This window comes from Streptomyces sp. NPDC002386, assembly GCF_053593175.1.
In genome coordinates, this window is sequence record NZ_JBSFBX010000008.1 from 127,325 (window position 1) to 141,182 (window position 13,858).

The 13,858-nt window shown below is 70.9% G+C and carries 18 protein-coding genes; 5 read left to right on the plus strand and 13 right to left on the minus strand.

Features of this window, described 5'->3' with window-relative positions; genetic code table 11:
* The first annotated feature begins 13 nt into the window (after positions 1-13).
* Together dapA and ACWCPN_RS17870 are read left to right on the plus strand one after the other, a co-directional pair.
* Positions 14-907 (plus strand): 4-hydroxy-tetrahydrodipicolinate synthase, encoded by an 894-nt coding sequence (gene dapA / locus ACWCPN_RS17865; protein WP_451206937.1) that lies wholly within the window; start codon positions 14-16, stop codon positions 905-907.
* Positions 908-959: 52 nt separating this feature from the next.
* Positions 960-1,469 carry a hypothetical protein gene (locus ACWCPN_RS17870; protein ID WP_451206940.1) on the plus strand — a complete coding sequence of 170 codons (510 nt, stop codon included), beginning with the start codon at positions 960-962 and terminating at the stop codon, positions 1,467-1,469.
* 42 nt (positions 1,470-1,511) lie between these two features.
* Here ACWCPN_RS17870 and ACWCPN_RS17875 read toward each other — a convergent pair whose 3' ends face one another.
* Together ACWCPN_RS17875 and ACWCPN_RS17880 are read right to left on the minus strand one after the other, a co-directional pair.
* Positions 1,512-1,745 carry a helix-turn-helix domain-containing protein gene (locus tag ACWCPN_RS17875; protein ID WP_451206943.1) on the minus strand — a complete coding sequence of 78 codons (234 nt, stop codon included), beginning with the start codon at positions 1,743-1,745 and terminating at the stop codon, positions 1,512-1,514.
* The gene (locus ACWCPN_RS17880) at positions 1,745-2,236 is read right to left on the minus strand and encodes a DUF2975 domain-containing protein (protein ID WP_451206946.1); all 492 of its coding nucleotides are present in this window, start codon (positions 2,234-2,236) and stop codon (positions 1,745-1,747) included. The genes ACWCPN_RS17875 and ACWCPN_RS17880 overlap by 1 nt, the downstream gene beginning before the upstream one ends.
* Positions 2,237-2,393: 157 nt before the next feature.
* On the opposite strand from ACWCPN_RS17880, the gene ACWCPN_RS17885 reads away from it, so the two are divergent.
* Entirely contained in the window at positions 2,394-2,951 is a 558-nt protein-coding gene (locus ACWCPN_RS17885) for a DinB family protein (RefSeq protein ID WP_451206949.1), read from the plus strand.
* Positions 2,952-3,124: 173 nt separating this feature from the next.
* Here the strand turns inward: ACWCPN_RS17885 and dapD are convergent, their stop codons facing one another.
* From dapD to ACWCPN_RS17940, 11 genes are all read right to left on the minus strand, one after another.
* A complete protein-coding gene (dapD, locus tag ACWCPN_RS17890; protein ID WP_451206952.1) occupies positions 3,125-4,114 on the minus strand; it encodes a 2,3,4,5-tetrahydropyridine-2,6-dicarboxylate N-succinyltransferase in 990 nt (329 codons plus the stop codon).
* Positions 4,115-4,178: 64 nt separating this feature from the next.
* Positions 4,179-4,715 (minus strand): TetR/AcrR family transcriptional regulator, encoded by a 537-nt coding sequence (locus ACWCPN_RS17895; RefSeq protein ID WP_451206955.1) that lies wholly within the window; start codon positions 4,713-4,715, stop codon positions 4,179-4,181.
* Positions 4,715-5,035 (minus strand): DMT family transporter, encoded by a 321-nt coding sequence (locus tag ACWCPN_RS17900; protein ID WP_365126363.1) that lies wholly within the window; start codon positions 5,033-5,035, stop codon positions 4,715-4,717. Before ACWCPN_RS17900 ends, ACWCPN_RS17895 begins: the two co-directional genes overlap by 1 nt.
* A gap of 94 nt (positions 5,036-5,129) precedes the next feature.
* On the minus strand, positions 5,130-5,462 hold the full coding sequence (locus ACWCPN_RS17905) for a metal-sulfur cluster assembly factor (protein ID WP_030745090.1): 333 nt from the start codon (positions 5,460-5,462) through the stop codon (positions 5,130-5,132).
* Positions 5,459-5,926, minus strand: a complete 468-nt coding sequence (gene sufU, locus ACWCPN_RS17910; protein ID WP_199210101.1) for a Fe-S cluster assembly sulfur transfer protein SufU — start codon at positions 5,924-5,926, stop codon at positions 5,459-5,461. Before sufU ends, ACWCPN_RS17905 begins: the two co-directional genes overlap by 4 nt.
* A 17-nt stretch (positions 5,927-5,943) precedes the next feature.
* Positions 5,944-7,200 (minus strand): cysteine desulfurase, encoded by a 1,257-nt coding sequence (locus tag ACWCPN_RS17915; RefSeq protein ID WP_451206959.1) that lies wholly within the window; start codon positions 7,198-7,200, stop codon positions 5,944-5,946.
* On the minus strand, positions 7,197-7,961 hold the full coding sequence (sufC, locus tag ACWCPN_RS17920) for a Fe-S cluster assembly ATPase SufC (RefSeq protein ID WP_351669270.1): 765 nt from the start codon (positions 7,959-7,961) through the stop codon (positions 7,197-7,199). Before sufC ends, ACWCPN_RS17915 begins: the two co-directional genes overlap by 4 nt.
* Positions 7,962-7,968: 7 nt before the next feature.
* Positions 7,969-8,289, minus strand: coding sequence for a non-heme iron oxygenase ferredoxin subunit (locus tag ACWCPN_RS17925; protein WP_199210104.1), 321 nt, complete (start codon positions 8,287-8,289; stop codon positions 7,969-7,971).
* Positions 8,286-9,470, minus strand: a complete 1,185-nt coding sequence (gene sufD, locus ACWCPN_RS17930; protein WP_365126368.1) for a Fe-S cluster assembly protein SufD — start codon at positions 9,468-9,470, stop codon at positions 8,286-8,288. The genes ACWCPN_RS17925 and sufD overlap by 4 nt, the downstream gene beginning before the upstream one ends.
* A gap of 56 nt (positions 9,471-9,526) precedes the next feature.
* The gene (gene sufB / locus ACWCPN_RS17935; RefSeq protein WP_451206963.1) at positions 9,527-10,948 is read right to left on the minus strand and encodes a Fe-S cluster assembly protein SufB; all 1,422 of its coding nucleotides are present in this window, start codon (positions 10,946-10,948) and stop codon (positions 9,527-9,529) included.
* The gene (locus ACWCPN_RS17940; RefSeq protein ID WP_199210106.1) at positions 10,945-11,706 is read right to left on the minus strand and encodes a helix-turn-helix transcriptional regulator; all 762 of its coding nucleotides are present in this window, start codon (positions 11,704-11,706) and stop codon (positions 10,945-10,947) included. The genes sufB and ACWCPN_RS17940 overlap by 4 nt, the downstream gene beginning before the upstream one ends.
* A 416-nt stretch (positions 11,707-12,122) precedes the next feature.
* Between ACWCPN_RS17940 and ACWCPN_RS17945 the strand changes: the two genes are divergently transcribed.
* Together ACWCPN_RS17945 and ACWCPN_RS17950 are read left to right on the plus strand one after the other, a co-directional pair.
* Positions 12,123-13,046 (plus strand): ABC transporter ATP-binding protein, encoded by a 924-nt coding sequence (locus ACWCPN_RS17945; protein ID WP_451206966.1) that lies wholly within the window; start codon positions 12,123-12,125, stop codon positions 13,044-13,046.
* Positions 13,043-13,816 (plus strand): ABC transporter permease, encoded by a 774-nt coding sequence (locus ACWCPN_RS17950; protein ID WP_451206969.1) that lies wholly within the window; start codon positions 13,043-13,045, stop codon positions 13,814-13,816. The genes ACWCPN_RS17945 and ACWCPN_RS17950 overlap by 4 nt, the downstream gene beginning before the upstream one ends.
* Positions 13,817-13,858: the final 42 nt, after the last annotated feature.

A 13,858-nucleotide genomic window follows, 5' to 3' on the forward strand; every position in this document is an offset into this window, starting at 1 on the left:
CGAGACTACCCGTATGACGATCCGACGCAAGCCCTTCGGCCGCACGCTGTGCGCGATGATCACCCCGTTCACCGAGGCGGGCACGCTCGATCTGGAGGGGGCCGCGCTGCTGGCGGACCGGCTGGTGGCCGGGGGCTGCGACGGGCTGGTGCTGAACGGCACCACGGGCGAGTCGCCGACCACCACGGACGCGGAGAAGGCGGAACTGATCGCGGCCGTCCGGGACGCCGTCGGCGACCGGGCCGCGCTGGTGGCGGGCGTCGGCACGGCGGACACCCGGCACACGGCCGAGGGGGCCCGCGCGGCGGAGAAGGCGGGCGCCGACGGCGTGCTGGTGGTGACGCCGTACTACAGCAGGCCGCCACAGGCGGCGGTGGAGGCGCACTTCCGGCAGATCGCCGACGCGAGCGGCCTGCCGGTGATGCTCTACGACATCCCGGGCCGCACCGGCACCCGGATCGAGCCGGAGACGATGATCCGGCTCGCCGGACACCCCCGGATCGTGGCCGTCAAGGACTGCTCGTACGACTTCCTCGGCACCCAGAAGGTGCTGGCGCGTACGGAACTGGCGTACTACGCGGGGTGCGACGAGCACGTGCTCGCGCTGTACGCGGTGGGCGCGGCGGGCTGCGTGAGCACGGTCGCCAACGCGGTGCCGGGGCGGATCGCCGCCGTCCTGGACGCGTTCGACGCGGGTGACACCGCCCGCGCGGCCGAACTCCAGCTGGAGGCAATGCCGTTGATCGAGGCGATGACGGCCGCGGGGCTGCCCGGCACGGTCACCGCCAAGGCCCTGCTCACCCGGCTCGGCCTCCCCGCCGGCCCGGTACGCGCACCCCTGCTCCCCGCCACCCCGGAGACGGCCGACGCCCTGCGGGCACGGTACGACCGGCTCGCCGCCCCATGACCGCCCCCGAAAACCACCTGCCCCACCCGGGCCCCGGCCGTACGGTGACCGCGTGACCCGCCCGCTCCTCTTCCTGGACGTCGACGGACCGCTCAACCCCTACGCGGCCAAGCCGGAACGCCGCCCCGAGGGCTACGTGACGATCCGGGCCTCCGTCCGCCCCGGGCGCCCGCTGCGCGTGTGGCTGAACCCGTCGCACGGCCCGGCACTGCTGGCGCTCGGGTACGAGCTGTGCTGGGCCACGACCTGGATGGCGGAGGCCAATCACTGGATCGCGCCGGTCGTCGGGCTGCCCGAGCTGCCGTACGTCGACTTCGGGCACTGCCTGTTCGCCGAGCGGCCGGACGGCGTCCACTGGAAGACGGAGGCGATCCTGGCCCACGCGGCGGGCCGCCCCTTCGCCTGGGTGGACGACGAGCAGGGCCCCGCTGACACCGCCCATGTGGCGGCCCACCACACCGCGCCGGCGCTGCTGCACCACGTCGACCCGCGGATCGGCTTGCGGACGCGGGACTTCATGACCCTCGCGGACGCGCTCGGCCGGCTCGCGGCGGGGCCGTGAGGACCGGGGAGTGCCACGCGCGTGCCCGCTCACCCCCGGACGTCACCCGCCCGCCGTGCCCTCGTCCTCGCCGTCGCCCTCCCAGCGGAGCAGGTCGCCCGGCTGGCAGGCGAGTACCTCGCAGAGCGCGGCGAGGGTCGCGAAGCGCACCGCCTTGGCGCGGCCGTTCTTGAGTACCGCGAGGTTGGCCGGCGTGATCCCCACGCGTTCCGCCAGCTCGCCCACGGACATCTTCCGCCGGGCGAGCATCACGTCGATGTCGACGACGATCGGCATCAGATCACCTCGTCCAACTCGGCCCGCATCCGCGACGCCTCGACGTCGCGCGCGACGGCCTGGACGAGCAGCATCCGCAGCACGAGCACGATGAGCGCGACCCCGAGGACGGCCAGGCCGATCCCGGCCATGATGACGGTGACGCCCGGATCGGCCCGCTGGCCGGGCGCGTTGACGGCCGTGACCGCGAACCACAGGAGAGCGGCCGCCACGACGGCACCGATCACACCGTCCACGTACCGGAAGGCGGCGTGGGAGAACACGGTTCCGCGCCGCACCATCGCCACCAGCCGCCATACGCAGAACAGCGCGACCTGGGCCGTCGCCATGCCCAGGATCGTGATCACGCGGAACGCGGTCAGCGGGAGCGACCCGTCCTCCGGATCACCGCCGCCGACCAGCACCCACACCATCCCCGCCTGCACGAACACGGTGCCGGCGAGCACCACCACGAGCACGGCGCGCAGCGCACGCACGGTCAGTTTCCCCACGACCGATCCTTCCATCGAGATGCGATGGAAATCTATCGATATTCGATAGGTGAGACAAGTGCTCGCGCGGGCGCGGTCATTTAGGTCAGGATCTGACCTCCATGCCGCCTAGCGTCCTCCCTGCCCGGCGGAACACGAACCACGGAAGGCAGCGATCATGAGCGAGACCGTGACTGTCGACGAACCGGCCACCGACGAGGCGGCCACCACCGGCGAGCATGCCGACCTGCTGGAGGCACTGGCCCGGCATCGGCGCTTCCTGCGATTGACCACCCGCGACCTCACCGACGAGCAGGCCGGGCGCCGGACCACCGCCAGCCGGCTGTGTCTGGGCGGCCTGATCAAGCACGTCACCGCCGTCGAGCGCACCTGGGCGCAGTTCATCCTGGACGGCCCGTCGGCGATGCCCGACTTCACCGCCATGACCGAGGCCGACTGGGCCCGGCGGGCCGACGAGTTCCGCATGCTGCCCGGCGAGACGCTGGCCGGAGTGCTCGCCGGCTACGCCGAGGCGGCCCGCCGGACCGACGAAGTGGTGGCCGCGCTGCCCGACCTGGGCGCCACACAACTACTGCCGAAGGCCCCCTGGTCCGAGCCGGGCGCGCGATGGTCGGCCCGCCGGGTGCTGCTGCACGTCATCGCCGAGACCGCCCAGCACGCCGGCCACGCCGACATCATCCGCGAGTCCCTGGACGGCGCCAAGAGCATGGGGTAGCGGCGGCGCGGCCGGGCGCTCCAGCGCGGCCCCCCACGCACGAGCGCCCTCCCGGGCCGTCCTCGGGCCATGGAAGGGCGCTCAACGACGACCGGCGCCGACAGCTGCCGACAGCTCGGCAGCGGGTCGGGACGCCGATCGACGAGGCGGCCGCGGGTCACGGCCGCCCGTGGTCAGTTGTGGCTGTGCAGGATGTCGTTCAGGCCGCCCCAGACCGCGTTGTTCGGTCGGGCCTCGACCGCGCCGGTGACCGAGTTGCGGCGGAAGAGGATGTTGGAGGCGCCGTTGAGTTCGCGGGCCTTGACGATCTGGCCGTCGGGCATGGTGACGCGGGTGCCCGCGGTGACGTACAGGCCGGCCTCCACCACGCACTCGTCGCCGAGCGCGATGCCGACGCCCGCCTCGGCGCCGATCAGGCAGCGCTCGCCGATGGAGATGATCACGTTGCCGCCGCCGGACAGCGTGCCCATGGTGGACGCGCCGCCGCCGATGTCCGAGCCGTCGCCGACCACGACGCCCGCGGAGATGCGGCCCTCGACCATGGAGGTGCCGAGCGTGCCGGCGTTGAAGTTGACGAAGCCCTCGTGCATCACCGTGGTGCCCTCGGAGAGGTGGGCGCCCAGGCGGACCCGGTCGGCGTCGGCGATGCGCACGCCCTTCGGGGCGACGTAGTCCGTCATGCGCGGGAACTTGTCGATCGAGGTGACCTGGAGGTGCAGGCCCTCGGCGCGGGCGTTCAGCCGCACCTTCTCGATGTCGTCCACGGCGACCGGGCCGAGCGAGGTCCAGGCGACGTTGGCGAGGTGACCGAAGATGCCGTCCAGGCTCTGGCCGTGCGGCTTGACCAGGCGGTGCGAGAGCAGGTGCAGGCGCAGGTAGACGTCGTGGGCGTCGATCGGCTTCTCGTCCAGCGAGGCGATGACCGTACGGACCGCGACCACCTCGACGCCCCGGCGGGCGTCCCGGCCGGTCGCCGCGGTCGCACCGGCGCCGAGCAGCTCCGCGGCCCGCTCGGCGGACAGCCGCTCGGTGCCGGCCGGGCCGGGGTCCGCGACCAGCTCGGGGGCCGGGAACCAGGTGTCGAGAACGGTGCCGTCGGAGGCGATGGTGGCGAGGCCGGCGGCCACGGCACCGGTGGTGCGGGAAGCAGTCGTGTCGGTCATGTGGGAAAACCTAACGTGGGCGGGGGTGCCGGAGCGAACCGTGTCTCACGTGCCGGGCGCCGCCTCAGCGGATCAGCCGGGCCAGCGCGCCGCGCGCGTACTCCTCGTCGTAGGAACCGCCGGTGAGCAGGACCTGGAGGCAGATGCCGTCCATCAGCGCGAGCAGCGCCCGGGCCGTCTCCGGATCGGTGCGCCCGGCCAGCCGCGCGGCCGTCCGGCGCGTCCAGCGTGCGACGACGGGACGCAGGGCGGGGCGTCTGAGCGCGGCGAGGTACAGCTCGTACTCCAGCTCCGCCCCCGGCCCCTCGCCGCGCAGCCAGTCGCCGAGGACGCGGGCCAGGCCCGCCGCGAGGTCGGCGTCCGGGTCCGCGAGGATCCCGTCGGCTTCGAGCACGCCGCCGAACCCCTCGCCGGCCTGCTCCAGAGCGGCCACCAACAGGTCGTCCAGAGTGGCGAAGTGGTACGTCGTGGAGCCGAGCGGGACGTCCGCGGCGGCGGCCACCGAGCGGTGGCTGAGCCCGTCGATGCCCTTCTCGCCCACGACGTGGAGCGCCGCGTCGATGATCCGCTGCCGCCGGCCGGGGTCGTGACGGCGGGGCATCAGTGCGCTCCGCCCAGGTTCAGGACCACCACTCCCCCGATGATCAGGAGTATCCCGGCCACCTTGGCGGTGCTCAGCCCCTCCCCGAACAGCGTCAGGCCGATGACGGCGATCGTCGCCGTCCCGGCGCCCGACCAGATCGCGTACGCCGTGCCGATGGACACGGTCCGCAGGGTGCGGGCGAGCAGCGTGAAGGCCACGACGTAGCCCAGGGCCGTCACGAGGGAGGGCACGAGCCTGCTGAAGCCCTCGCTGTACTTCATCGCCGTCGTCGCGACGACTTCGGCGGCGATGGCACCGGCGAGCCACAGGTATCCCATGTGTACGAGCGTACACATCGGTGCGCCGGCGGATCGTGCGCATACGGAAGGGGGCCGCGGCACACGGCCGCGGCCCCCTTCGCGAGGCGCTGTGTCAGACGTTGAACCCGAGCGCCCGAAGCTGCTCGCGGCCATCGTCCGTGATCTTGTCGGGGCCCCACGGCGGCATCCAGACCCAGTTGATGCGCAACTCGTTGACCAGGCCGTCCGTGGCGGACTTGGCCTGGTCCTCGATGACGTCCGTCAGCGGGCAGGCCGCGGACGTCAGGGTCATGTCGACGGTCGCGATGTTCGCGTCGTCGACGTGGATGCCGTAGATCAGGCCGAGGTTGACGACGTCGATGCCCAGCTCGGGGTCGACGACGTCCATCAGGGCCTCGCGAAGCTCCTCCTCAGAGGCGGGCTTCATCTCCACGGTGTCGCTCATGCGGTCTTCCTTTCGGCGTCGGCGCCGTCCAGCGCCTGGGCCGTCGCGTCCTTCCACGCCATCCAGCTCAGGAGGGCGCACTTGACCCGGGCGGGGTACTTGGAGACGCCGGCGAACGCGACCGCGTCCTCCAGCACCTCCTCCATGGCGTCGTCCGGCTCGATCCTGCCCTTGGACTGCATCAGCTCCAGGAAGGTCTCCTGGATCTTCTGCGCGTCGGCCAGGTCCTTGCCGACCAGCAGCTCGTTCAGCACGGAGGCGGAGGCCTGGCTGATGGAACAGCCCTGGCCCTCGTAACTGACGTCCTCGATCGTCGTGCCGTCGTACTTCACTCGGAGGGTGATCTCGTCGCCGCACGTCGGGTTCACGTGGTGCACCTCGGCGTCGCCATCCCGCAAGCCCCGCCCGTGCGGGTTCTTGTAGTGGTCCAGGATGACTTCCTGGTACATCGAGTCCAGCTTCATGCGATCGCTCGTCCCTGTCAGCCGAAGAAGTTCCGTACGTGCTCCAGGCCGTCGACCAGAGCGTCGATCTCCGCCGGCGTGGAGTACAGATAGAACGACGCGCGCGTGGTCGCGGGAATTCCGTAGCGCAGGCAGACGGGTCGCGCGCAGTGGTGACCCACGCGGACCGCGATGCCCTGCTCGTCGAGGACCTGGCCCACGTCGTGCGGGTGGATGTCGCCCAGCGTGAACGAGATCGCGGCCCCTCGGTCCTCGGCCGTGGTCGGGCCGATGATCCGCAGGTCCGGCACCTCGGCGAGCCGCTTCACCGCGTACTCGGTGAGCGCGTGCTCGTGCGCGAGGATCTTGTCCATGCCGATGGAGTTCAGGTAGTCGATCGCCGCGCCGAGACCGACCGCCTGGGCGATCGGCGGCGTGCCCGCCTCGAACTTGTGCGGAGCCGGGGCGTAGGTCGAGGAGTGCATCGACACCGTCTCGATCATCTCGCCGCCGCCGAGGAACGGAGGGAGGTCCTCCAGCAGCTCCTGGCGGCCCCACAGCACGCCGATGCCGGTCGGGGCGCACATCTTGTGGCCGGTGAAGGCCACGAAGTCGGCCTGGAGCGCCTGGACGTCCAGCGGCATGTGCGGCGCCGCCTGCGAGGCGTCGACGCACACCAGCGCGCCGACCTCCTGCGCGCGGCGGACTATCGCCTCGACCGGGTTGACCGTGCCCAGGATGTTGGACACCAGCACGAAGGAGACGATCTTCGTCTTCTCGGTGATGACCTCGTTGATGTTGGACAGGTCGAGCCGGCCGTCGTCGGTGAGGCCGAACCACTTCAGCTTCGCGCCCGTGCGCTGCGCCAGCAGCTGCCACGGCACGATGTTGGAGTGGTGCTCCATCTCCGTGATGACGATCTCGGTCTCGTGGTCCACGCGGTAGGGCTCGTCGGCCCAGCCCAGCATGTTGGCCACGAGGTTCAGCGACTCGGAGGCGTTCTTGGTGAAGATCACCTCGTCGCGGCTGGGCGCGTTGATGAACTCGGCGACCTTGTCGCGCGCGCCCTCGTACAGCGCCGTGGCCTCCTCGGCGAGCACATGCACACCGCGGTGGACGTTGGCGTTGTAGCGCTCGTAGTACTCGCTCAGGGCGTCCAGCACCTGGCGCGGCTTCTGCGAGGTCGCCGCGTTGTCCAGGTACACCAGCTTCCGGTCGCCGTGGACCACGCGGTCCAGGATGGGGAAGTCCTTGCGGATCGCCTCTGTGTCGAGGAGGCCCGGCAGTTGCGTCACGCGGATGCGCCACCCTTCGTGTAAGCCTCGTAGCCCTCTTCCTCCAGCTTGTCGGCGAGCTCGGCGCCGCCGGACTCCACGATCCGGCCGGCGGAGAAGACGTGGACGAAGTCGGGCTTGATGTAGCGCAGGATGCGCGTGTAGTGCGTGATCAGCAGGGTGCCGACCTCGCCGGTCTCGCGGACGCGGTTGACGCCCTCGGAGACGATGCGAAGGGCGTCGACGTCCAGACCGGAGTCCGTCTCGTCGAGGATCGCGACCTTCGGCTTGAGCAGCTCGAGCTGGAGGATCTCGTGCCGCTTCTTCTCGCCGCCGGAGAAGCCCTCGTTGACGTTGCGCTCGGCGAAGGACGGGTCCATGTTGAGGCGCTCCATGGCCTCCTTGACCTCCTTCACCCAGGTGCGCAGCTTCGGGGCCTCACCGCGGACGGCGGTGGCGGAGGTGCGCAGGAAGTTGGAGACCGAGACGCCGGGGACCTCGACCGGGTACTGCATCGCCAGGAACAGGCCCGCGCGGGCGCGCTCGTCGACGGACATCTCCAGGACGTCCTCGCCGTCGAGCAGCACGGTGCCGCTGGTGATCGTGTACTTCGGGTGACCCGCGAGCGAGTAGGCGAGAGTCGACTTGCCCGAGCCGTTGGGGCCCATGATGGCGTGCGTCTCGCCCTGCTTCACGGTCAGGTCGACACCCTTGAGGATCTCCTTCGTGGCGTTGTCGGCCTCGACGGTGACGTGCAGGTCTCGGATTTCAAGCGTTGCCATGGGTGCCTCAGGACTCCTGGGTGAGGGAGACGAGAACGTCGTCCCCTTCGATCTTTACGGGGTATACGGGGACGGGGCGCGTCGCGGGGAGGCCGGACGGCTTGCCGGTGCGCAGGTCGAAGGCGGAGCCGTGCAGCCAGCACTCGATCTGGCAGTCCTCCACCTCGCCCTCGGAGAGGGAGACGTTCGCGTGCGAGCAGATGTCGTGGATGGCGAACACCTCGCCCTCGGTCTTCACGACCGAGACCGGCGTGCCGTCGAGTTCCACCCGCTTCGGGGTGTCCTCCTCCAGCTCGCTCAGCCCACAGGCGCGTACGAAGGACGTCATGCGACCGAGGCCTCCAGCTCCTCCTCGATCTTGGCGAGCAGGCGCTCCTCGATGTCGGCGACACCGATCTGCTGGACCAGCTCGGCGAAGAAGCCGCGCACCACCAGGCGGCGGGCGTCCTGCTCGGGGATGCCGCGGGCCATCAGGTAGAAGAGCTGCTCGTCGTCGAAGCGGCCGGTGGCCGAGGCGTGGCCGGCGCCGACGATCTCGCCGGTCTCGATCTCCAGGTTCGGCACCGAGTCGACGCGCGCGCCGTCCGTGAGGACGAGGTTGCGGTTCATCTCGTAGGTGTCCGTGCCCTCGGCGGCGGCCTGGATGAGCACGTCGCCGATCCAGACCGCGTGCGCGTCGTCGCCCTGGAGCGCGCCCTTGTAGACGACGTTGGACTTGCAGTGCGGGGTGTTGTGGGTGACCAGCAGGCGGTGCTCCTGGTGCTGCCCGGCGTCGGTGAAGTACAGGCCGAACATCTCGGCCTCGCCGCCGGGACCGGCGTACTCCACGCGGGGGTGCAGCCGGACCACGTCGCCGCCGAAGGTGACGACCACGGACTTGAAGGAGGCGTCCCGGCCGATCAGCGCGTTGTGCTGGGCGACGTGCACGGCCTTCTCGTCCCAGTCCTGGACGGAGACGACGGTCAGCTTGGCGCCGTCGCCCAGGACGTAGTCGACGTTCGCGGCGAGCACCGCGTCACCGGTGTGGTCGATGACCACGACGGCCTCGGCGAAGGCGCCCAGCTCGATGACCTGGTGGCCGAAGGCGACCCCGCCCTCGCCGTGCACGGCGATGCGGATCGGCTCGGTGAGCACCGTCTCCTTGGGGACGGTGACCACGCCGGCCTGCTCGAACGCCGAGTACGCCTGGGCGGCGACGCGGTCCACCGGGGTACCGGCGCGGCCGATCCGCGCGTCGTCGCGGCCGACGGTCTCGACGGTCACGCCCTCGGGGGCCTCGACGGCGACCTTCACGCCCGCGCCGGTCGCGACGGCGGTGCCGTCGTGCAGGCCGCGCAGGCGCTCCAGCGGCGTGAACCGCCATTCCTCCTCGCGGCCGTGCGGGACCGGGAAGTCCGCCACGTCGAAGGACGGGGGCACGCTCATGCGCGTGGCGACGGTCGACTCGGCGGCCACCGCGATCTGGCCCGCGGTGGTCGAGCCCACGGGGATGTTCTGAGCCTCAGCCATGGCTGTCGGTCTGCTCGCTTTCTTACGTGAGTGGCTTGACGGGAGCGGCGGTGGCGTCAGCCGACCGCGCCCTCCATCTGGAGCTCGATCAGCCGGTTGAGCTCGAGGGCGTACTCCATGGGGAGTTCCTTGGCGATCGGCTCGACGAAGCCGCGCACGATCATCGCCATCGCCTCGAACTCGGACAGACCGCGGCTCATCAGGTAGAAGAGCTGGTCCTCGGAGACCTTGGAGACGGTCGCCTCGTGGCCCATGGAGACGTCGTCCTCGCGGACGTCCACGTAGGGGTACGTGTCGGAGCGGGAGATGGTGTCGACCAGCAGCGCGTCGCAGAGCACGTTGGACTTGGAGCCCGCGGCGCCCTCGCCGATCTCGACCAGGCCGCGGTACGAGGTGCGGCCGCCGCCGCGCGCCACCGACTTGGAGACGATGTTGGACGAGGTGTTCGGCGCCATGTGGACCATCTTGGAACCGGCGTCCTGGTGCTGGCCCTCGCCCGCGAAGGCGATGGACAGGGTCTCGCCCTTGGCGTGCTCGCCCATCAGGTAGACGGCCGGGTACTTCATCGTCACCTTGGAGCCGATGTTGCCGTCGATCCACTCCATGGTCGCGCCCTCGTAGGCGACGGCGCGCTTGGTGACCAGGTTGTAGACGTTGTTCGACCAGTTCTGGATGGTCGTGTAGCGGCAGCGGGCGTTCTTCTTGACGATGATCTCGACGACCGCGCTGTGCAGCGAGTCCGACTTGTAGATCGGGGCGGTGCAGCCCTCGACGTAGTGCACGTAGGCACCCTCGTCGACGATGATCAGGGTCCGCTCGAACTGGCCCATGTTCTCCGTGTTGATGCGGAAGTAGGCCTGGAGCGGGATCTCGACGTGCACGCCCTTCGGCACGTAGATGAAGGAGCCGCCGGACCACACCGCGGAGTTCAGCGACGCGAACTTGTTGTCGCCGACCGGGATGACCGTGCCGAAGTACTCCTTGAAGAGCTCCGGGTGCTCCCTCAGCGCGGTGTCGGTGTCGAGGAAGATGACGCCCTGCTCCTCCAGGTCCTCACGGATCTGGTGGTAGACGACCTCGGACTCGTACTGGGCCGCGACACCGGCCACGAGGCGCTGCTTCTCCGCCTCGGGGATGCCGAGCTTGTCGTACGTGTTCTTGATGTCCTCGGGCAGGTCCTCCCAGGACTCCGCCTGCTTCTCGGTGGAGCGCACGAAGTACTTGATGTTGTCGAAGTCGATCCCCGACAGGTCCGAGCCCCAGTTCGGCATGGGCTTCTTCTCGAAGAGCCTGAGGCCCTTGAGACGGAGCTTCGTCATCCACTCCGGCTCGGACTTCTTCGCGGAGATGTCCCGGACGACGTCCTCGTTGATGCCGCGCTTCGCGGAGGCGCCGGCAGTGTCGGAGTCGGCCCAGCCGTATTCGTACTTACCCAGACCCTCGAGTTCGGGGTGGGCAGTCTCCGTGGGGAGAGTCATGCGGGGTTCCTCCCGGCCGTGCTAGCAGATGCTTGGTGGCTCTGGTGATCGGACTTCGAAATCTTGGGGATGAACGTCGTGCAGACGCCGTCGCCGTGCGCGATCGTCGCCAGCCGCTGCACATGGGTACCCAGGAGCTCGGCGAAGATCTCCGTCTCCGCCTCGCACAGCTGCGGGTACTGCTCCGCCACGTGGGCGACCGGGCAGTGGTGCTGGCAGAGCTGCTCACCCTGCTGCGGGAGGGGCGCGCTGCGCGCCGCAGCAGCGTACCCGTCCGCGCTGAGGGCCTTGGCCAGTGCCTCGGCGCGCAGCTCGGGGCCGACGCTCTCGATCGCCTCGCGGTAGGCCCTCGCCTGCGCGGCGAACCGGGCCCGGGCGAAGGCGGCGACCGCCTCGGGGCCGCCCTCCCGGTCGGCGATCCAGCGGAGCGCGTCCACGGCCAGCTTGTCGTACGACTGGTCGAAGGCGTCGCGGCCGCAGTCGGTGAGCGCGAACACCTTGGCGGGACGGCCGCGCGTCCGCGCGCCGTACACCCGCTGCTCACGGGCCTCGACCACGTCGTCGGCGACGAGCGCGTCCAGGTGGCGCCGTACCGCGGCCTGGGTCAGGCCCAGCCGCCCGGCCAGCTCGGCGACGGTCGACGGGCCGTGGTCCAGGATGGACCGCGCGACCCGGTTGCGCGTCGAGCGCTCCCCGGTCGCGAGCTCCTCCTGGGGGGTCCCCACCGGGGTCTCCCGAGCCTCGCCGACGTTTTTCACAACGCCATTGTTGCGTAATTCCTCGGAGACTGACAAGCGCCGTCCGGATCACCCGGCGGTGCCCTGCGTCACTTAGGCATACCTAATCCGACCTGCGGAAACGATCTTCTGATCGATCATTCCGACCGCCCCGGCCAGGCGTTTCACCGGCGTCGCACACCCTGGCCGGGGAGGCTCCGGGGCCCCGTCCGCACCCCTGCGACCGGCCCTCTTCCCAGCGGGACGAGACGGCCGGGGAGCTGCGCCGACCGGGTGCCGGGCGCGGCGGGACCCTCCTGGCGCACCCGGCCGAGTTCCCTCGGCCGGGTGAACGGGGGCGCCGTCGCCATACGGCGCGCTCGCCGCACCGCCCCGTGCGGAGGACTTCCAGCACCCCCACGCCGGAACGCCCGGCGGCGTCCCTAGACTCTGGGTTCATGCGAAGTGAGCCCGTGGTCCAGGTCGAAGCCTTGGTGAAGCGGTACGGCACGAAGACCGCGGTGGACGGGCTCGACCTGGTGGCCCGGGCGGGCGTGACCGCCGTGCTCGGCCCCAACGGGGCCGGCAAGACGACCACGGTCGAGACCTGCGAGGGGTACCGGAGGCCGGATTCCGGCACGGTACGCGTCCTGGGCCTCGACCCGGTACGGCAGTCCGCCGAGCTGCGTCCGCGGATCGGCGTGATGCTCCAGTCCGGCGGCGTGTACTCCGGCGCCCGGGCCGACGAGATGCTGCGGCACGTCGCGAAACTGCACGCGCACCCGCTGGACGTGGACGCGCTGACGGAACGCCTCGGGCTCGGCTCCTGCGGCCGGACCACCTACCGGCGGCTGTCCGGCGGCCAGCAGCAGCGGCTCGCGCTCGCCATGGCCGTGGTCGGGCGCCCGGAGCTGGTGTTCCTGGACGAGCCGACCGCCGGCCTCGACCCGCAGGCCCGCCGGGCCACCTGGGACCTGGTGCGGGACCTGGGCGCCGACGGCGTCTCGGTGATCCTCACCACCCACTACATGGAAGAGGCCGAGCAGCTCGCCGACGACGTGGCGATCATCGACGGCGGCCGGGTCATCGCCCAGGGCTCCCCGGAGGAGCTGTGCCGGGGCGGCGCGGAGAACACCCTGCGCTTCACGGGCCGCCCCGGTCTCGACGTGGCCTCGCTGCTGAAGGCGCTGCCCGCCGACAGCACGGCCGCCGAGCTGACCCCGGGCGCCTACCGGGTCGCCGGCAAGGTGAACCCGCAACTGCTGGCCACGGTCACCTCGTGGTGCGCCCAGCACGGGGTGATGCCGGACCGGATCTCGGTGGAGCGGCACACCCTCGAGGACGTCTTTTTGGAGATCACGGGCAAGGAGCTGCGTTCATGACCACCGCGTCGGGTACCTACACCCCCAGGCCGGGTGCGGCGCCCCTGCCCCGCATGATCGCGGCGCAGGCGGCGCTGGAGACGCGGATGCTGCTGCGCAACGGCGAGCAGCTGCTGCTGACGGTCGTGATCCCGACCCTGCTGCTGGTGCTCTTCAGCTCCGTGGACATCGTGGACACCGGCAAGGGCGAGGCCGTGGACTTCCTCGCGCCCGGCATCCTCGCCCTCGCCGTGATGTCCACGGCGTTCACCGGGCAGGCCATCGCGACCGGCTTCGAGCGCCGTTACGGCGTGCTCAAGCGGCTGGCCTCCTCCCCGCTGCCCCGCTGGGGCCTGATGGCCGCGAAGACGGCGTCGGTGCTGGTCACGGAGATCCTCCAGGTGATCCTGCTCACCGCGATCGCGTTCGCCCTCGGCTGGTCCCCGCACGGCAACCCCCTCGCCGTGCTGCTCCTGCTGGTCCTCGGCACGGCCGCCTTCTCCGGGCTCGGCCTGCTGATGGCGGGCACGCTGAAGGCCGAGGCCACGCTGGCCGCCGCCAACCTGGTCTTCCTGCTGCTCCTCGTCGGCGGCGGAGTCGTCGTCCCGCTGGAGAAGTTCGGCTCGGCCGGTCAGCACGTGCTCGGTCTGCTGCCGATCTCGGCGCTCTCCGACGGCCTGCGGGACGTCCTCCAGCACGGGGCCGGGGTGCCCTGGGGCGACCTCGGGATCCTCGCGGTCTGGGCGGTCCTCGGACTGGCCGCGGCGGGGAAGTTCTTCCGCTGGGAGTGAGGCCGCGGTGGACCCTCGTGAAAGCATGCACAAGCGGCGGCC